This is a genomic window from Erythrobacter sp. SN021, assembly GCF_021864455.1.
In genome coordinates this window covers 314,132-332,233 of record NZ_JAKKUW010000002.1, presented here as the reverse complement: position 1 = coordinate 332,233, position 18,102 = coordinate 314,132, and the positions used below count along the sequence as shown (strand labels likewise).

Sequence of the window (18,102 nt, the reverse complement as noted above, 5' to 3'; positions counted from 1 at the left end):
GGGCCGGGGCTCGGACAGGGCTGCTCAGGCCCGCCGTCGCGGGGATGGATGGCACTCCGGCCCCGGCTTTACGGCAGCACGATTGATTGCTGGTCAGGAACCGCTAAGTCTCCGCCCCTGAAGCTGTTTGGAGATTGCGGTTCATGTGTGGAATTATCGGTATCGTGGGCGGTCAGCCAGTCGCGGATCGTCTCGTCGATGGCCTGCGCCGGATGGAATACCGGGGTTATGACAGTTCCGGAATCTGCACCTTGCACGATGGTCGGCTCGTTCGCCGCCGTGCCGAAGGCAAGCTCAACAATCTGGTCGCCAATCTTTCCAAAGACCCCGCACCCGGCGATATCGGGATCGCGCACACGCGCTGGGCCACGCATGGCGCGCCGACCGCGACGAATGCGCATCCGCATGCGACCGACCGGGTGGCACTGGTGCACAATGGCATTATCGAGAATTACAAGGAACTGCGCGCCGAACTGACGCAAGCCGGGCGCAATCTCGAAAGCGACACCGATACCGAAGTAGTGCTGCAGCATATCTCCTGGCTGGTCGAACAGGGGCAGTCGCCGCAGGAAGCCGTCGCCAATGTCTTGCCGCGCCTGCGCGGGGCCTTTTCGCTGGCCATCGCTTTCCGCGATCATCCCGACATGCTGATCGGCGCGCGGCTCGGATCGCCGCTGGTAGTCGGCTATGGCGAGGGCGAAACCTATATCGGCTCCGACGCGCTGGCACTGGCACCGCTGACCCAGCAGATCAGTTATCTCGAGGAAGGCGACTGGGTCGTCATTACCCGCGAGGGAGCGACGATCCACGATTCGGAGAACAACGAGGTCGAACGCGAAATCCGCTTTTCGGGCGCCTCCGCTACGGCCGTCGAAAAGGGCAACTACCGCCACTTCATGCAGAAGGAGATTTTTGAACAGCCGACCGTGGTCGCGCAGACGCTGGGTTCCTATCTGCGCCGCTCGGACAATTCTGTCGCGTTGCCGCAGTTCGATTTCGACCTGTCGAGCGTAAAGCGCATTACGATCGTCGCCTGCGGCACCTCGTTCTATGCAGGGATGGTGGCGAAATACTGGTTCGAACAGTTCGCCCGTGTGCCGGTCGACATCGATGTCGCGTCCGAATTCCGCTATCGCGAGCCGGTTCTGGAGAAGGGCGGGCTGGCCCTGTTCATCTCGCAGAGCGGCGAGACCGCCGACACGCTGGCGGCGCTGCGGCATTGCAAGGAAAATGGCCAGACCATCGGCGTGATCGTCAACGTGCCGACGAGTTCGATGGCGCGTGAAGCGGACCTGCTGCTTCCCACCCATGCCGGACCCGAGATCGGCGTCGCGTCGACCAAGGCGTTCACCTGTCAGCTCGCGGTCATGGCCGCTCTGGCCGCGCATATGGCGGTGAAGAAAGGCCTGATGAGCCGGGCCGAGGAACAGGAAGTCGTCACCCATCTGCTAGAAGCACCGGCATGCCTCAATGCAGCGCTTGATCATGACGAAGATATCGCCAGCATGGCCCATCTCATCGCCCCGGCACGCGACGTTCTCTATCTCGGCCGGGGTCCCGATTTCCCGCTGGCTCTGGAAGGGGCGTTAAAGCTGAAGGAAATCAGCTATATCCACGCCGAAGGCTATGCCAGCGGAGAGATGAAGCACGGCCCCATCGCGCTGATCGACGACGAGGTTCCCGTGATCGTGCTGGCGCCTTCTGGCCCGCTGTTCGAGAAGACAGTGTCGAATATGGAGGAAGTACGGGCGCGTGGCGGGCAGATCGTCCTGATATCCGACGCGGAGGGGCTGGAGCATGCCGGCGAAGGGTGCCTCGCAACCATCGAGATGCCGCGTGTGCACCCGCTGATCGCGCCGCTGGTCTATGCGATCCCGGTCCAGTTGCTCGCCTACCACGTTGCCTGCGTCAAAGGCACCGATGTCGATCAGCCGCGAAACCTCGCGAAATCGGTGACCGTGGAGTGATCCGGGCGATGCGAGCCCTGCGCTCTGCGGGCACCTGCATGGCGAATGGTGTGCATCGCCTTTACCCGGAGATAACAATTTGCGGTTAACCGTGAGTATGTGAGCGAGCAGACTTCCTCTCCAGACAAGCGAAATAGCGCGCTGTCCATCCGGCAGGTCATCGGGCTCGATGCGCCTGCCGGCACCGACTGGAAGCTCGTGCATGGACAGCAATATGCTCTGTTGAAAGAGCGTGTGGTTGCCCGGGCCGTGCTCCATCTGGTCGGCTTTCTGATGGTCGCGGCGACGCTTTACGGGGCAATACCAGTCGCGCTTCTGGCCGCATGGGGGATCGGTCTGCTGGTGGCCGTGGGATATTCGGCACGCGCGGACATCAGGCTCGCGGATGCCGGAAACCGCAAGATATCCTATTCGGAAATGAAATCGCACGCCCTGATGACGGCGGGCAAGGGCGCGCTGTGGGCGGTCGGCATGATCCTTGCGGCGCTCTTCGCCGATATAGGGGCGATGGGTATCGTCTGGGCAGCGGCGGCTATGCTCGTGGTCGGGAGCTGTGCGAGCCGGTTCAGTGCTCCGCTAAGTTCGATGGCCTTCGCCGGCGCGGTCGGCATTGGCGGCCTTGTCGCGAGCCTGATGGCAATGCAGTGGACCCTCGCGGCGGTTGTGGTCGGCACGACCTTGCTCGCGACGTTTGGCGTAATCGAAAGCGCGCGTGTCGCGGTCGCGGCGCGCCTTTCCGATTATGCCATGCAGGAAAAAAGCGAAGTGGTGTCCATGCTGCTGCGCGAATTCGAGGAAGGCCAGGCCGATTGGCTGTGGCAGATCGATACTCAGCGCCGACTGAAGGCGATATCGCCCCGCTTCGCATATGCGCTGGGCAAGGAACCGAAAGAGATCGAAGGCAAATCCTTTCTCCAGATGATTTCCGGCGATGGCTGGGAGACGGGTCAGTTCCCGCCGAGCCTCCACGATCTCACGGACAAGCTGACCCGCAGGGAGAATTTCTCCAATCTCGGCGTGAGGGTTTCCATCGGCGGCGAAGATCGATGGTGGGAGCTTTCGGGCACGCCGATCATCGACGAGTTGGGTAATTATCAGGGCTTTCGCGGCGTGGGGTCCGATGTGACCGAACAGCGCGAATCGTCCGAGAAGATCGAATTTCTGGCGCGCTACGACACGCTGACCCAACTGCCCAACCGGCGGATGCTGAACGAGGCGCTTGGCGAAGCGCTGGCCCATGCCGATCGATGGCGGTCGCGCTGCGCTTTTCTGATGATCGATCTCGACCGCTTCAAGGCGATCAATGATTCGCTGGGTCATCTGGTCGGCGACCGGATGCTTGGCGAAGTTGCCGCGCGGCTGGAGAGCCTTGTGGGAGATCAGGAGATTTGCGGGCGTCTGGGCGGAGACGAATTCGCGGTGGTCATCCCCGACGCCTCGGACAATGGACGCGTGGAATTTCTGGCGCGGGCCATTATCGAGCGTCTGTCCGAACCCTATGAGATCGAAAACCACGTTCTCTATGTCGGCGCCAGCGTCGGCTCAGCCATCGGCCCCCGCGATGGTAAGTCGGTGGAGGAAATGCTGCGCAATGCCGACCTGGCGCTCTATCGTGCCAAGGATCGGGGCGGCGGCATGCACCGGGAATATGAGCCGGCCCTGCATGCCAATGCGGAAGAAAGGCGCCAGCTCGAGCATGCGCTACGGCATGCGCTCGAGAATGACGAGTTCACGCTGCACTACCAGCCCGTGGTCGATACCCGGTCGGAAGATGTGGTCAGCTTCGAAGCGCTGCTCCGCTGGAATAGCGCCCAACACGGCTTCGTCAGCCCCGGCAAGTTCATCCCGCTGGCGGAGGATACGCGCCTGATCGTGCCGATCGGCACTTGGGTCATGCAGGAGGCGTGCCGGGAGGCAGCCCAGAGCTGGCCCGAGCATGTGAAGGTGAACGTCAATGTCTCACCCGAACAATTGCTCGAGCCCGATTTCGCCGCCACCGTCGTCCGCGCGCTATCCCATAGCGCCCTCGATCCGAAGAGGCTCGAGATCGAAGTGACCGAAAGCATTTTCATGCGCGACGCAAGTATCGCCCGGCAGGCGCTGGAACAGTGCATGGCGCTGGGCTGTTCGATCGCGCTCGACGATTTCGGCACCGGCTATTCCTCGCTCGGCTATCTGCGCAAGCTCAAATTCTCGACGATCAAGGTCGATCGAACCTTCGTGCAGGGCGCCGCGCAACACAGCCCCGAATCGATCGCCATCATCCGGGCGGTCGTCGCCATGGCCGAGAGCCTGGACATGACCACAACCGCCGAAGGGGTCGAAAACGAGGAAGAGGCAGCCATGATCCGCGGGATGGGATGCACCAAGATCCAGGGCTTCCACTTCGGACGCCCGATGCCTGCAGAGGATGCCAGCGCCCTGTTTTCGCGGCGGTTGGCGAACCAGCGGCGCGAACGCGCCTGATCAGGCCTCGACCAGCGATTTCACCGCGTTTTCGAACAGGGCAAGGCCGTCGGTCCCGCCATGCGCCGGATCGACCGCGCGTTCCGGATGCGGCATCATGCCCAGCACATTGCCAGCACTATTGAGAACCCCGGCAATGCCGCGCCGCGAGCCGTTGCAGTTCTCGACATAGCGGAACGCCACGCGGCCCTCACCTTCGATACGGTCGAGCGTATCGTCGTCGGCGAAGTAATTGCCGTCGTGATGCGCCACGGGAATGCGGATCGTCTGCCTGCTGTCGTAGCCACCGGTGAACAGCGACTGGCTGTTCTCGACCGTCAGATCGACCGTGCGGCAGATGAAGTTCTGGCTGGCATTGCGCATCAGTGCGCCGGGCAGCAGGCCGGCTTCGGTCAGCACCTGGAAGCCGTTGCACACGCCCAGAACGGGGACGCCGCGTTCGGCCCGGCGCGCGACGCTGCGCATGATCGGACTGTTGGCCGCCATCGCGCCCGAGCGCAGATAGTCGCCATAGGAAAAACCGCCGGGCAGGGCGATGAAGTCGAGATCCTCCGGCAGATGCGCGTCGCCATGCCAGACGCGCATCGGCGCGATGCCCGAAACGCGTTCGATCGCAACCGCCATATCGCGGTCGCAGTTCGAACCGGGGAAGGTGATGACGGCGGCGCGGAAAGCCATCAGCCGACCTTCTCGATACGGTAGTTTTCGATCACCGTATTGGCGAGCAGCTTGTCGCACATCTCGGTCAGCGCATCATCGCTGGTGCTATCGGCGACCTCGAGTTCGATCAGGCGGCCGACGCGGACGTCTTCGACACCTTCGAAGCCAAGGCCCTCGAGAGCATGGTGGACAGCGCGGCCCTGTGGATCGAGAACGCCGGGCTTGAGCGAAACATGGACGCGGATCTTCATGCGATGAGGCCTTTCGTGTTGGCGCGCCTATGGCGCAGCGTCCCCGCGCATTCAAGCTCCTCGCGCAGTTGCGCAGGAGATCGCCAGACAAGTGGCGTGCGGGCCACGCGCTGTCGCATGATTGCAACAAATGCAATGATTCTGTCGTACACCGCGCGCCGAAGCGCCTTTTCTGCGATCAATCTGCTATCGGGACCGCACGGCACAGACAGCCATACCCCTCCAAATGCCCGCCAGACCAATGCGTGCTCAAGCAGGAATCCTCCTTCTCATGACCATTCGTTCTACCGCTACCCGCTTTCTCGGGACCAGCACTCTCGCCTTTGCAACCTTGGCGGCGCAACCGGCCCTGGCGCAGGATGCAGACGTAACCGGTGCCCAAGAAACCGCCGCCGGCCAGCTCAACACCATCATCGTGACCGCGAACCGGCGCGAGGAAAACCTCCAAGACGTCGCCGTCTCGGCTGCGACCCTCGATGCCGACACTGTGAAGACGATCTTCGATGCCGGTGCCGAAGTGACTGCGCTCGCCGCGCGCGTGCCCGGCCTGTTCGTCGAAAGCTCCAACGGACGCGCCGCACCGCGTTTCTATATTCGCGGTCTCGGCAATACCGATTTCGATCTTGCAGCTTCGCAGCCGGTTTCTGTGGTGATGGACGAAATCGTCCTCGAAAACGTGACGCTCAAGGCCTTCCCGATCTTCGATGTCGAGCGCATCGAGGTGCTGCGCGGCCCGCAGGGCACGCTGTTCGGCCGCAACACGCCCGCCGGGATCGTCAAGATCGACACCGCCCGTCCGGGCGATGAATTCGCCGCCCGGTTCTCGGCCAGCTACGGCAGCTTCAGTTCGCTCTCGCTCGACGGCGGCGTTACCGTGCCGATCGCCCCCGGGGTCGCTTCGCTGCGCGTCTCGGGTCTTTACCAGCATCGCGACGACTGGATCGATAACGGCTTCACCGGCCAGGACGATGTGCTTGGCGGTTATGACGAACTGGCCGGACGCGCGCAGTTGCTGATCACGCCCGACAGCCGCCTGTCGATGCTCGGCACCGTGGCGTTCCGCGATCTCGACGGCACCTCGACGCCGTTTCGCGCCAATATCCTTGGCCCGGGCAATAACGACCTCAACGACAATTACGACCGCGACACGGTGTTCTACGATGCCGGCGGCGGCAATGTGGCCGAATACAATGCGCTGATCGCCAGCTTCCGCCTCGATTACGAAGCCGATTTCGCCACGCTGACCAGCATCACGGCCTATGCCGAAAGCGACGGTTCGAGCCGCGGCGACATCGATGGCGGTTGGATCCGGCGTGATGCCAATGGCGATGTGATAGAGACCGGCCCGGGCCTCATCTGGTTCGAATCGGACACGCAGGACTCGATCGATCTCGACCAGTTCACTCACGAAGTGCGGCTGGCCTCGAACCCCGGCGACATGATCGACTGGCAGGTCGGCATGTTCGTGTTCCAGAGCGATTTCGATGTCACCACAGTCGGCTTCGGCTTTCCGCCATCGGTTACCGTGCGCCACACCAACGATGCCTGGGCGACCTTCGGCCAGCTTTCGGTGCAGGCGAGCAACGCAGTCAAGCTCACCGGCGGCGTGCGCTGGACCGACGACAAGAAGCGGTTCCGGGTCGTCTCGCCTTCGTTCATCTCGGGGCCGGGCGCTCAGTACCGCATCGTCGAGGACGATCGCCTGAGCTGGGATCTTTCGGCTTTCGTCGACGTCGGCGATGATGCCAGCGTCTATGCGCGTATCGCCAACGGCTTCCGTGCGCCGACGATCCAGGGCCGCGACGTGGCTTTCGGTTCGCCGCCCTCGGTGGCAACTTCGGAAAAGATCATGAGCTACGAAGCCGGCTTCAAGTCGGAATTCGCCGGCCGGACGATCCGCCTTAACGGCGCGGTTTATTACTACACGATCGAAGACCCGCAGTTTTCCGCCGTCGGCGGCGCGGGTAATCTGGTGCAGCTGGTCAATGCCGATAAAGGGCGCGGCCTCGGCTTCGAGCTCGACAGCGCGTTTCAGGTGACGCCGGACTTTTTGATTACCGCCGGTCTGAGCTGGAATGACACCAAGATCCAGGACGATGCGCTGGCGGTGGGCATCTGTGCGCAGTGCACCGTCACCGACCCGACCGTCGTGCTGTCGGGCAATACCCGCGCGCTGGTGGACGGCAACCCGTTCCCCAACGCGCCGGAATGGATCGCCGACGTGACCGCGCGCTATGCCTTCCCGGTGGGCGATACGGGCGAAGTCTTTTTCTTCACCGACTGGGCCTATCAGGGGAAGACCAACTTCTTCCTTTATGAAAGCGAAGAGTTCACCGCGAACAACCAGATCGAGGGCGGCCTGCGAATCGGCTACGCACGGACCGACGGTCCGTTCGAAGTGGCGGCCTTCGTGCGCAACATCACCGATGCCGACAATGTGAAGGGCGGCATCGACTTCAACAACAACACCGCCTTCGTCAACGATCCGCGGGTGTTCGGCATCTCGGCACGCGTCAACTACTGAGCGCGAACCATGGCGTGAGACAGCGGGCCGGAAGGAGCGATCCTTCCGGCCCTTTGCCTATGGCTTCGGTACGAGGCTTTCGTGCAGGATGCGGATCCGCAGAGCCGCGTCCGGGTCGAGATAACGCCGAGCCGCGTCCCGCAGCATGGCGGGCGTCACCGCGCGGATGCGATCCTCGTAGCTGCGCACACGGTCGAGGCGCCCGGCGCGCAATTGCGCCTCGTCGATCGCCCGCAGCCACCAGCCGTTCTCGCGGCGGCTGAGCGCGATCTTCTCGAGCAGGGGCGCGCGGGCGCGCTCGATCAGGTCGCCCGATATCGGTCCCTCGCGGAATTCGCTGGCGATCGCATCTACCACGGCAAAGACTTCGTCAGCCTGTTCCGGCGCGACCACGACCGATGTCGAGAAGGTCCCGAAATCGCGATAGATATGCGACATGTTCGAACTGGCGCCGGGCGAATAGGACGCGCCCAGCTCCTCGCGGATACGCTCGAGCATTTCGAGCCGCATCACGCCGGCGAGCAGTTGCATCGTCGCCTCTTCCTGCGCGTCGTCGTCATCGGTGGTCGGCCAGATGGTCATCGCCAGCGCCTGATCGGGCGCACCCGCATGCGTCAGCACGCGCTCGCTGCGGTCGGCGGTGAATCGGGCAAGTCGTTCGCTTTCCCATTCATCGAGTGTCGCCGCGCGTGGCGGCAGCGCGCCGAAGGTCTCGGCAACTGCGGCAATGACGGCGTTGCCGTCGAAGTCGCCGACGACGGAGATCTCGATCGGGGCGGCGGCGAACTGTTCGGCGGTCAATCGGCGCGCCTCTTCCAGCGTTACGCCAGCCAGTTCCGCCTCGGACGGGATGCCGAAACGCGGATTGCCATCGGCTACCAACCGCGCCACCTGCGCGCGCGCGACCGCTTGCGGCGTTGCGTCGAGCTGGGCGAGGTAGGGCGGCAGGATCGCCTGCCAGCGCGTCAGCATCTCCGATCGCAGACCGGGATCGCTGAAATAGGCAGCGCTGAGACGCATCTGCAGCGGCAGGTCGTCCATGGTCCCGCTCCCACGCACGGTGAACTTGTCCTCGTCGGCATCGAAACCGTAGGCCAGTCGGCGCCCGGCAAGTATCTGGCGCAGCTCGTCATAGCTATGCTCGCCTAGCCCGCCGAGCGCACTGACCGAAGACAGGAAGCTCGCCTGCCCCATTTTGGTAGACGGCAGAGCCAGTTGTCCCGATCCGATCCGGATCGCATAGCGCAGACGCCCCTTCTCGAAGTCGGTAAACTTCAAGTTCAATCGAACATTGTTTTCGAGGCGGATGGTCCTGACACCGAGATCCTCGAGCGTCACATCCTCCGCAATAGCCGATGGTTCGCCGAAATCGTCATAGGCAAAGGCCAGCCCACCATGGTCTTCCGCTGCGGCGACAGCTTGCGCTGCTGAGGTTCGCCAAGCCTCGACGATGGCCCGCTCGGCATCGGGAATGGCCTGCTTGGTCGATACATGGATCAGCGGGTCGGACAGCGCGAAATGCTCCGCGAAAGCTTGCGAAACGGCTTCTGCGGTGATGTCCGGCTTGTGCGCCAGAAACAGATCGTAACTCGTTTGCGGAGTCACGAAGATGCGCTCGCGCCGGGCGGTCGACAAAATGCCCTCGGCTAGCCCGCGGTTACGCCGTGTTTCCTGCTGGCTGGCCGCATCGCGGTAGCGCTGTTCGAAATTGGCGAGCTGTTCGGCCAGTTCCGCTTCGGTAAAGCCATGTTGCACAGCGCGGCGCCATTCCTGCTCGCCCACTTCGAGCGCGCGTTGCCATTCGCCCTCGCGCGCCTGCACCCGCACCTGCGCCTGCCGCTGAATATCGAAGAAGTCGGAGGCCGAGGCCCGCCCGCCGATGATCGGTGCATCGGCTGCATTGGCGATACGCTGCAACCGGCGATTGACGATCGCCGTGCCGAGGGCGACAAGCCGTGAGCGATCTGTTTCGGCGATGATCGGCCGGTGTTCGACATAGGGTGCGAACCGATCGATCACGACCACATGCGGGACGTCGGGGTCGACGAAATTGGCAGCCGCGGGGCCGCGCGCCAGATCGACCTTGCCTTTCTCGACGTCGACGCGCGGCGTGGGCGGGGCCGCCCAGTCGTCGAAGCGCTCACGAATCCTCGCCTCGATCATGTCGGGATCGACATCGCCGACCACCACCAGCGCGGCATTGTCCGGCCGGTAATAGCGGCGGTAGAGATCGCGCAGCACCCGGCCCGGCGCGCTGTCGATGATTGCCCCGGTCCCCTCGGCCCGAAAACGCTTTGCATACCGCGTGTCGGGAGCGACGAAACCGAGATAGTGCTTGAGGCGGCGGATCGCGAAAGTGTTGCGCGTGCGCGTTTCCGACTGGATGATCCCGCGCTCGCGGTCGACCGCATCGTCGGCGATGGTCAGTTCGCTGGCGGTTTCGCGCATCAGCATCAGCGCCGTGTCGACCAGTTCGGGATCGGTGCGCGGCAGGTCGAGCTTGTAGATCGTGTCCTCGAACCCGGTCGAGGCGTTCGTATCCGCCCCGAATGCAAGCCCCAGCCGTTCGAGCAGCTTGGTCATCTCGCCTTCGGGCACATTGCGCGATCCGTTGAAGGCCATGTGCTCTATCATATGGGCGAGGCCGAGTTCGTGTTCGTCCTCGTCGATCCAGCCGATATCGAAGCCCAGGCGTACCACCGCCGTATCCTTCGGCGTGCCGTTTTTCAGGATCGCATAGCGCATTCCGTTTTCGAGCACGCCGAAGCGCACAGCCGGGTCGGGCGCGATATCATAGATTGGGTGGCCCCAGCCGGTGCTTGCCCGCGCCGTTTCGCCAGCTGCGGGCGCAGGCTTTTCCTGAGCGGCGAGAGCAGGGGGCAGCGCAAGCACGAGGAGCGGAAGTGCCGCGAGCACCGGGCGAAGCGGGGATACAGTCATGATGCGGCACGCTATGGCCCGCAGGCTCCGAATCCAAGCCCGCCATCCGGGCAAATCCGCCGAAGTCATGGTGACATCGGCCAACTGCATGGTTGCACCTGCCCGGCACCGCGATAGGACTGGCGCATGCCGGTTCTCGACCTCGTCTATAATCCCTTTTCGGGCAGTTTTCGCCAGCAACGGCTGACCGCGCTCGTCGCCGCGCTGGAGCGCGAGGGTTTCGCCGTGAACCCGCTCCCGTCGCGCATCGACGGGATCGATCTGAGCGGGAAGGCCGAGCTTGTCTGTGTCCATGGCGGCGACGGGACGTTGCGCGATACGGTACAAGCCCTCGGGGACAGGGCGGGGCAGGTCCCGCTTTGCATTGCCCCATCTGGCACGATCAACCTCGTGGCGCGCGAACTGGGCTATGCCAAGCAGCCTGCAGCCTTCGCGCGGCACTTGCACGCGGCATGGGAGCGTGGCCCCGAAAGCTGGGTGAAATCCCCGCTTTATCGCCTGGGTGACATGCCGATCGTCGCCTGTCTCAGCATCGGGCCGGACAGTCAGGCGGTGGCGCGCGTGTCCTCCTCGCTCAAAAAGCGGATCGGGCGCTATGCCTATGTGGTGGCGATGATGCGGCAGATACGCGCCTGGCCGCGCGACCCCATGACCATCCACGGCGAGCTGGCCGATGGCAGGCCTTTCGAATGCGAGGCCGAGGCCGCCATCGTCAGCCACGGCGCGCTTTATGGCGGGCCGTTCCGGCTCAGCCATCACGCCGCGCTCGAAGCGGATTCGGTGGAACTCATCACGCTCGGGCGCTCGACCCGGCTCGACACACTGCGCCTGGTCACCGCCGCGCTGCTGCGCCAGTCGCTCGCCGAACGCGGCATCGCCGATATCCGCACCTGCCGCCGGATCGCCTTCGACCGCTGTGTCACGCCGGTCCAGGTCGATGGCGACCACATGCCCGACTGCGCCTATGCCATCGCGCCGGGCGGGCTGGCGCTCACCTATGTCGTGTGACTATTTCTTCGGCTTGGACGGGGTCCTGAGCCGCCCGCGATGGGCGTTCATGTCGAGCACTTCGCCCGGACCGCTATCGTCGTTCTGAAGCAGGCCGAGCCGCCGCGCGACTTCCTGATAGGCTTCGCTTTCGCCGCCCATGTCGCGGCGGAAACGGTCCTTGTCGAGCTTTTCGCCGGTGTTGATGTCCCACAGGCGGCAGCCATCGGGGCTAATCTCGTCGGCCAGGATCGTGCGGCTGTAATCGCCATCCCAGATGCGGCCGAATTCCAGCTTGAAATCGATCAGCCGGATATCGATCGCGCTGAACAGCCCGCACAGGAAATCGTTTATGCGGATCGCCATGGACGACATATCCTGCATCTCTTCATGGCTGCACCAATTGAAGCAGGCAATTTCCTCTTCCGACACCTTGGGATCGCCCAGTGCATCGTCCTTGAGGCAATATTCGATCAGCGTGTGCGGCAGCAGTTCGCCTTCCTCGATGCCCAGGCGCTTGCTGAGCGAACCGGCGGCCACGTTGCGCACGACGACTTCCAGCGGAATGATTTCGACCTGGCGGACAAGCTGTTCGCGCATGTTCAGGCGGCGAATGAAATGGGTCGGGATGCCGATATGCGACAGGCGCGTGAAGATATATTCGCTGATGCGATTGTTGATCACACCCTTGCCGTTGATCGTGCCCTTTTTCTCGGCGTTGAAGGCGGTCGCGTCATCCTTGAAATACTGGATGATCGTGCCCGGTTCGGGGCCTTCGTAGAGGATCTTGGCCTTGCCTTCGTAGATCTGGCGGCGACGTGCCATGGGCGTGCATTCCTTAGCGCTTCAAAGACTTGCGCCCCGGCGACGGAATCGACTGGCGATTGCGGCTGCCGGGGCGAATGGTTCTGCGCATACAGAAGCGGCGGGACGAAAGCAATTGCAGCCGCGCGGCGCGATGGTTAGCGCATCCGCGATGCCGTTTTCCCCCAGCACGTCTCGCCCGTTCGCCGCGCAGCAGGAAGATCTCGCCGAACTCGCGCGCAAGGACCGCCGGAGAGTTCTCACCCTGCCGCGGGGCGCGGACTTTTCTTCGAACGATTATCTCGCGCTGGCGGGCGATGAGCAGCTCAAACGGGCCGTCCGGGCGGCAATGGATCGCGGCGTTCCGCTGGGGGCGGGCGGATCGCGCCTGCTGCGCGGCAATCACGCAGAGCACGAGCTGCTCGAAGAAGAGGCGGCGCGGTTCTTCGGCAGCGAAAGCGCGCTGTTCTTTGCCAATGGTTACACGGCCAACAGCGCTTTGCTGGCAACCCTGCCGCAGCGCGGCGATGCGATCTTTCACGACGAGCTGGTCCATGCCAGTGCGCATGAAGGCATGCGGCTGTCGCGGGCGGTGCGGTTCGGCGTGACGCATAACGATGCCGATGCCTTCGCCGATGCGCTGGCCCGCTGGCGGCAGAGCAATTCGACGGGCACTGCCTGGATCGCGGTGGAAACGCTTTACAGCATGGATGGCGACCGTGCGCCGCTGGGCGCGCTGGCCGAACTGGCGGACCGTCATGGCGCGATCCTGCTTGCCGACGATGCCCATGCCACCGGCGTGTTCGGCGAAGGCGGCAGGGGGCTGGCGGACAGCCTCACCGGGCGGGACAATGCCATCGTATTGCGCACTTGCGGCAAGGCGCTGGGCAGCGAGGGCGCGCTGCTTTGCGGGCCGCGCGTCATGCGCGACCATCTCGTCAATCGTGCTCGCGCCTTCATCTTCTCGACCGCGCCATCGCCGCTGATCGCGTCCTGCGTGCGCGAAGCGCTGAGGGTCGTCGAGGACGAACCCGAACGCCGTAGCGCGCTCGCCGAACTGATGTCCTATGGTGCCGACCGGCTGGCACCCTTCGGCGTTTCGGCCAGCGGATCGCAGATCATGCCGCTGGTGCTGGGCGATGATGCGCGGACCATGCAGCTTGCGCAAAACCTGCGCGAGGCTGGCTTCGACATTCGTGGCATCCGCCCGCCGACCGTGCCTGTGGGCACCAGCCGCCTGCGCATCTCGCTCACCCTCAATATCGGCAAGCCGCAGATCGATGCGCTGGCCGACACGCTTTCGGAGATTCTTTGATGAGCGCATTCGTCGTAACCGGCACCGACACCGATGTCGGCAAAACCGTCTTCGCCGCAGCGCTGACGGGCGCGCTGGACGCGCACTATTGGAAGCCGGTCCAGGCCGGACTCGAGGAGGGCGGCGATCGGGCGCAGGTCGCGCGGCTGGCGGGATTGGCCGAAGACCGGGTGCTGCCCGAAGCCTATCGGCTGGCCACGCCGTGCTCGCCCCACCGCGCGGCGGAGATCGATGGTGTCATCATCGATCCCGACGGGCTGGCGCTCCCGCCCCAGCGGCCACTGGTGGTGGAAGGGGCGGGCGGCGCGCTCGTTCCGCTGGGGGGCGATTTGCTCTATGCCGACCTTTTCGCGCATTGGGGCCTGCCCACGGTCGTGGTTGCGCGCACGGCGCTCGGCACGATCAACCATTCGCTGCTGACGATCGAGGCGCTACGCGCGCGCGGCGTGCCCGTGCATGGGATCGCCTTCGTCGGCGAAGCGATCGAGGATAGCGAAGCGACCATCTGCCGGATGGGCGCGGTCGAACGGCTCGGTCGCTTGCCCATGCTCGATTCGCTTGAGCCCGACACGCTGGCCGATGCCTTTGCGCGCAATTTCGATCTGGCGGATTTCCAATGACCCAGTCCCCCGTCTGGCACCCCTTCACGCAGCACGGGCTGGGCGATCCTGTCACGCTGGTCACCCATTCACAGGGCGCGGCGCTTTATACCGCCGATGGTCGCCGCGTGATCGATGCGATTTCGAGCTGGTGGGTTACCACCCATGGCCACTGCAATCCGCGCATCATGGCGGCGATCGCCGCGCAGGCGCAGCAGCTCGACCAGATGATCTTCGCCGGCTGGACGCACCAGCCCGCCGAAGACCTGGCGCGCGAATTGTGCCGGATCCTGCCCGATGCCCTTACCCGCGTGTTCTTTTCCGACAGCGGTTCGACTGCGGTGGAGGTCGCGCTCAAGATGGCGCTGGGTTACTGGACCCATCGTGGGGAGAAACGCGACCGCATCGTGGTGATGGACCATTCCTATCATGGCGACACGATCGGCGCGATGTCGGTCGGCGCGCGTGGTGTATTCAACGCCGCTTATGCGCCGATGCTGTTCGACGTGGGGCGCGTGCCCTTTCCCGGCACCGATCCGCAGGCGACCCTCGATGTGCTGGAGGCGGAATGCGCGGCCGGAGCCGCAGCGTTCATCGTCGAACCGCTGGTGCTGGGCGCGGGCGGCATGCTGATGTATTCGCCCGATATATTGGCTGAGATGCGCAGTGTCTGCGCCCGCCACGGCACGCTGTTCATTGCCGACGAGGTGATGACCGGCTGGGGGCGTACCGGCACGCTGACCGCCTGCGAACAGGCTGGGGTGGTGCCCGACATCATGTGCCTGTCGAAAGGGCTGACCGGCGGCGCCGTACCCCTGGCGGTGACCATGGCGAGCGAACCGATCTGGGAGGCGCATTATTCGACCGATCGGACGCGGACCTTCTACCATTCGTCGAGCTACACCGCGAACCCGTTGGCCTGCGCGGCGGCGAATGCGAATCTCGCCATCTGGCGCGAGGAACCGGTGCTGGAAAGGGTGGCTGCACTGGGCGCACGGCAGCAAGTGCATCTCGATGGACTTTCCGGTCATGCGATGGTGCGCAATGCGCGGCGCTGCGGAACGATCGCCGCGCTGGAACTGGGCGATCCCGACGGTAGCTACCTGTCCGATCTGGGGCCGCGCCTGCTGCGCCGTTTCCCCGAGGCCGATCTGCTGCTGCGCCCGCTCGGCAACACGGTCTATGTCATGCCGCCCTATTGTATCGATGAACCCGATCTCGCGCGGATATGGGCCGAGATCGCTTCGGCGGCCGAGGATCTCGCGGCGCAATAGCGTGGCGGCGGCGCGCCGAACTGGCGGGGCTGGTATTCGAAAGGCCAGGGTAGCGAAGTGGTGCCCAGGGGCGGAGTCGAACCACCGACACGACGATTTTCAGTCGTCTGCTCTACCACTGAGCTACCCGGGCACACTGCTTCGGCGAAGGGGCTTGAACAGCCCCGCGAGCAATGAGAGCGCGCCTATGGCGAAGCTGGCGCGCCTTGGCAAGGGGCAAATTCAGTCTTCCTTGCCGCCGGTGACCTCGGCCGCGATTTCCTCGGGCAGGGCGGGGCGCCCGGGTACGGCGTAGCCATCGCCGAACCATCGGGAAAGGTCGCGATCGCGGCAGCGGGTCGAACAGAAAGGCGTGTGCTCTTCGCTGCGCGGTTTCTTGCAGATCGGGCAGGGCTTAGTCGTCATGACCCACGATCTGGGCGGTGGCTGCCTCTATCGCAAGGCCCGGATCGGCCTCTATCCGTACCGGCCGCGCGGTGCGGCGTTCAAGCTCGGTGAGCCATTCTGTTTTGAGCTTGGCCTTCAACGCAGGGTGCAGGGTGAGCAATGTCACGCCCGGCCCCTCGACCATTTCCGCGCGGCGCAGCGCCATACGGGCGGCCATCCCTACGCGCGAGGTGGCAAATCGATGCAGCAGCGAAGGCCCTTCGAGCCGTGCGACGATCTGGACGAAGCCGAAACCGTTCATGGCGGTGCGCTCGTGCGGAAAGTCGGAGAGCGCCTCTTCCAGCGCCTCGTCCACCGCTTTGCGATCCGCCTTGGTTTGAAGAGTGGGAAAATCTATCCCGATCATACCGCCGAGATCGAACAGCGGGAGCCAGTGCGCGATGGCAGGCACTGCGGCCAGCGCCAGTTCGCGCGGCGAAAGGTCGCCGTCGATATCGATCAGCGTCATCGCGGGGGTAACGGCGAACAGCAGCGAGCCTCCGGGGAATTCGACTTCGCCGGAGGATGCGGCATGCCACACATCTTCCCACGCGCCTTCCGGAAATGCGCGGACGGGGGTGCCCTCTTCGAAGCGGTCGGGGACGGGAGAGCCCGCATTGGCCACCGGCCTGGCGGCGGCAAGCTTGAAGCGCCCGCGTTCGGTCATGGCCGCGCGGGTAATGGCGAAGCGGTAGTTTGCGCCCTCGCTTGCATCGCGCGGCAATTTGTCCACCAGGACCTCGCGACCCGACGGGTGCTGTACCATGCCGCGCGCGCCGGATTTGCGAACCAGCTTGCCGTCGAACCCCGCGCCTGCATGAAGCTCGCCCGGCCAGCGCAATTTCGAGGCGATCGGTGTGTCGCCGCTCATCAGCAGGGCACGGCGCTCGCCGATACCCTCCTCGACTAGCCACTCAGGCAAGTGCGAATCCGGCTGCCTTGAGCAGCGCGCGCGTTTCGTAGAGCGGCAGACCGACGACGCCCGAATGACTGCCCTGGATGCGGCTGATGAGCCCTTCGGCAATGCCCTGGATGGCATAGCCGCCCGCCTTGCCTTCCCATTCGCCACTGGCGAGATAGGCGTCGATCTCTTGCGCCGAGAGCCGCTTGAACATCACCACCGTCTCGCTCAGCCGCTCGCGGATCGTGCCGTCGGGCGCGCGTAGGGCAATCGCGGAGAGCACGCGGTGGCGGCGGCCCGAGAGAAGTTCGAGGCACTTGCGCGCCGTCGCCTCGTCCTCGGCCTTGGGCAGGATGCGGCGTCCGGCGGCGACCACCGTATCACCCGCGAGGACATGGCCGTCGTTCGAGGCAGCGGCTTCGGCTTTTTCGCGCGCCATGCGCTTTGCATAATCGCGGGGCAGTTCGCCCTTGCGCGGAGTCTCGTCGATATCGGCAGGATTGACGGCGGCAGGCGTCACACCGAGGCGCGCGATAAGCTCACGCCTGCGGGGACTTGCCGATGCCAGGATAAGTGTGGGCTGGCCCACGGTGGCTTATTGCGGGCCGGGGCCCTGACCGGGGCCGCCGCGACCGGGCATGAAGCGGTAGGTGATGCGCGCCTTGGTCAGATCGTACGGCGTCAGCTCGCACAGGACTTCGTCCCCCACCAGCACACGAATACGGTTCTTGCGCATCTTGCCCGCGGTGTGGCCGAGCACTTCATGGCCATTCTCGAGCTCGACGCGGAACATCGCATTGGGCAGCAATTCCACCACGCGCCCGCGCATTTCGAGAAGTTCTTCTTTCGCCATGTAGTCTGTCGTATCCGTTCGCTTGTGCAGTCAGAGCGGCGGCCTTTAGCGATGAAGGGCGGAAAAGGGAAGCCTTCGCGCGTTTTACCTCTTTCTACGAGCTACCGTCCCGGCTCGACCTGCGACAAAGCGATA

General features: G+C 64.3%; 15 protein-coding genes and 1 tRNA gene. 7 read left to right on the top strand and 9 right to left on the bottom strand.

The window, feature by feature from the left end:
- Positions 1-143: 143 nt before the first annotated feature.
- Entirely contained in the window at positions 144-1,967 is a 1,824-nt protein-coding gene (gene glmS, locus L5849_RS06235) for a glutamine--fructose-6-phosphate transaminase (isomerizing) (protein WP_115416273.1), read from the top strand.
- A 99-nt stretch (positions 1,968-2,066) separates the two neighbouring features.
- Positions 2,067-4,433: a GGDEF and EAL domain-containing protein gene (locus L5849_RS06230; protein ID WP_236924868.1), complete on the top strand. Its 2,367-nt coding sequence runs from the start codon at positions 2,067-2,069 to the stop codon at positions 4,431-4,433.
- On the opposite strand, the gene purQ is transcribed toward L5849_RS06230, so the two are convergent.
- Both purQ and purS read right to left on the bottom strand, forming a co-directional pair.
- Positions 4,434-5,111 carry a phosphoribosylformylglycinamidine synthase subunit PurQ gene (gene purQ, locus L5849_RS06225; RefSeq protein WP_236924867.1) on the bottom strand — a complete coding sequence of 226 codons (678 nt, stop codon included), beginning with the start codon at positions 5,109-5,111 and terminating at the stop codon, positions 4,434-4,436.
- Complete coding sequence (purS, locus tag L5849_RS06220) at positions 5,111-5,344, bottom strand: phosphoribosylformylglycinamidine synthase subunit PurS (RefSeq protein ID WP_236924866.1); 234 nt, start codon at positions 5,342-5,344, stop codon at positions 5,111-5,113. The genes purQ and purS overlap by 1 nt, the downstream gene beginning before the upstream one ends.
- 271 nt (positions 5,345-5,615) lie before the next feature.
- Here purS and L5849_RS06215 point away from each other — a divergent pair, with 271 nt between their 5' ends.
- A complete protein-coding gene (locus L5849_RS06215; protein ID WP_236924865.1) occupies positions 5,616-7,868 on the top strand; it encodes a TonB-dependent receptor in 2,253 nt (750 codons plus the stop codon).
- A gap of 57 nt (positions 7,869-7,925) precedes the next feature.
- Here the strand turns inward: L5849_RS06215 and L5849_RS06210 are convergent, their stop codons facing one another.
- A complete protein-coding gene (locus L5849_RS06210; protein WP_236924864.1) occupies positions 7,926-10,808 on the bottom strand; it encodes a pitrilysin family protein in 2,883 nt (960 codons plus the stop codon).
- Positions 10,809-10,934: 126 nt separating this feature from the next.
- Between L5849_RS06210 and L5849_RS06205 the strand changes: the two genes are divergently transcribed.
- Complete coding sequence (locus L5849_RS06205) at positions 10,935-11,816, top strand: diacylglycerol kinase family protein (protein ID WP_236924863.1); 882 nt, start codon at positions 10,935-10,937, stop codon at positions 11,814-11,816.
- Here the strand turns inward: L5849_RS06205 and purC are convergent, their stop codons facing one another.
- Positions 11,817-12,620 carry a phosphoribosylaminoimidazolesuccinocarboxamide synthase gene (gene purC / locus L5849_RS06200; RefSeq protein ID WP_115416279.1) on the bottom strand — a complete coding sequence of 268 codons (804 nt, stop codon included), beginning with the start codon at positions 12,618-12,620 and terminating at the stop codon, positions 11,817-11,819.
- 133 nt (positions 12,621-12,753) lie between these two features.
- Here purC and L5849_RS06195 point away from each other — a divergent pair, with 133 nt between their 5' ends.
- Genes L5849_RS06195 through L5849_RS06185 form a run of 3 tightly spaced genes read left to right on the top strand, consistent with a single transcriptional unit; the run spans position 12,754 to position 15,787 of the window.
- A complete protein-coding gene (locus L5849_RS06195; protein WP_236924862.1) occupies positions 12,754-13,914 on the top strand; it encodes an 8-amino-7-oxononanoate synthase in 1,161 nt (386 codons plus the stop codon).
- Positions 13,914-14,534: a dethiobiotin synthase gene (gene bioD / locus L5849_RS06190; protein ID WP_236924861.1), complete on the top strand. Its 621-nt coding sequence runs from the start codon at positions 13,914-13,916 to the stop codon at positions 14,532-14,534. The genes L5849_RS06195 and bioD overlap by 1 nt, the downstream gene beginning before the upstream one ends.
- Positions 14,531-15,787 (top strand): adenosylmethionine--8-amino-7-oxononanoate transaminase, encoded by a 1,257-nt coding sequence (locus L5849_RS06185; RefSeq protein ID WP_236924860.1) that lies wholly within the window; start codon positions 14,531-14,533, stop codon positions 15,785-15,787. Before bioD ends, L5849_RS06185 begins: the two co-directional genes overlap by 4 nt.
- 58 nt (positions 15,788-15,845) lie before the next feature.
- Here L5849_RS06185 and L5849_RS06180 read toward each other — a convergent pair.
- The 5 genes from L5849_RS06180 to infA all read right to left on the bottom strand — a co-directional run bounded on the left by L5849_RS06180 (position 15,846) and on the right by infA (position 17,967).
- Positions 15,846-15,920: transfer RNA gene (locus L5849_RS06180), tRNA-Phe, on the bottom strand.
- A gap of 89 nt (positions 15,921-16,009) precedes the next feature.
- Positions 16,010-16,192 (bottom strand): DNA gyrase inhibitor YacG, encoded by a 183-nt coding sequence (yacG, locus tag L5849_RS06175; RefSeq protein WP_236924859.1) that lies wholly within the window; start codon positions 16,190-16,192, stop codon positions 16,010-16,012.
- On the bottom strand, positions 16,182-17,135 hold the full coding sequence (locus tag L5849_RS06170; RefSeq protein ID WP_236924858.1) for a ribonuclease E/G: 954 nt from the start codon (positions 17,133-17,135) through the stop codon (positions 16,182-16,184). The genes yacG and L5849_RS06170 overlap by 11 nt, the downstream gene beginning before the upstream one ends.
- The gene (locus L5849_RS06165) at positions 17,128-17,703 is read right to left on the bottom strand and encodes a nucleoside triphosphate pyrophosphatase (RefSeq protein WP_115416284.1); all 576 of its coding nucleotides are present in this window, start codon (positions 17,701-17,703) and stop codon (positions 17,128-17,130) included. Before L5849_RS06165 ends, L5849_RS06170 begins: the two co-directional genes overlap by 8 nt.
- Before the next feature lie 6 nt (positions 17,704-17,709).
- A complete protein-coding gene (gene infA / locus L5849_RS06160; protein WP_006833527.1) occupies positions 17,710-17,967 on the bottom strand; it encodes a translation initiation factor IF-1 in 258 nt (85 codons plus the stop codon).
- Between the last annotated feature and the right edge of the window lie 135 nt (positions 17,968-18,102).

Bases quoted from the DNA above. Each gene is read 5' to 3' on its own strand.
- glmS (WP_115416273.1), top strand. From the start codon at position 144: ATGTGTGGAATTATCGGTATCGTGGGCGGTCAGCCAGTCGCGGATCGT.
- bioD (WP_236924861.1), top strand. From the start codon at position 13,914: ATGAGCGCATTCGTCGTAACCGGCACCGACACCGATGTCGGCAAAACC.
- L5849_RS06205 (WP_236924863.1), top strand. From the start codon at position 10,935: ATGCCGGTTCTCGACCTCGTCTATAATCCCTTTTCGGGCAGTTTTCGC.
- L5849_RS06185 (WP_236924860.1), top strand. From the start codon at position 14,531: ATGACCCAGTCCCCCGTCTGGCACCCCTTCACGCAGCACGGGCTGGGC.
- yacG (WP_236924859.1), bottom strand. From the start codon at position 16,192: ATGACGACTAAGCCCTGCCCGATCTGCAAGAAACCGCGCAGCGAAGAG.
- L5849_RS06215 (WP_236924865.1), top strand. From the start codon at position 5,616: ATGACCATTCGTTCTACCGCTACCCGCTTTCTCGGGACCAGCACTCTC.
- L5849_RS06195 (WP_236924862.1), top strand. From the start codon at position 12,754: ATGGTTAGCGCATCCGCGATGCCGTTTTCCCCCAGCACGTCTCGCCCG.
- purC (WP_115416279.1), bottom strand. From the start codon at position 12,620: ATGGCACGTCGCCGCCAGATCTACGAAGGCAAGGCCAAGATCCTCTAC.
- purS (WP_236924866.1), bottom strand. From the start codon at position 5,344: ATGAAGATCCGCGTCCATGTTTCGCTCAAGCCCGGCGTTCTCGATCCA.
- purQ (WP_236924867.1), bottom strand. From the start codon at position 5,111: ATGGCTTTCCGCGCCGCCGTCATCACCTTCCCCGGTTCGAACTGCGAC.
- L5849_RS06210 (WP_236924864.1), bottom strand. From the start codon at position 10,808: ATGACTGTATCCCCGCTTCGCCCGGTGCTCGCGGCACTTCCGCTCCTC.
- infA (WP_006833527.1), bottom strand. From the start codon at position 17,967: ATGGCGAAAGAAGAACTTCTCGAAATGCGCGGGCGCGTGGTGGAATTG.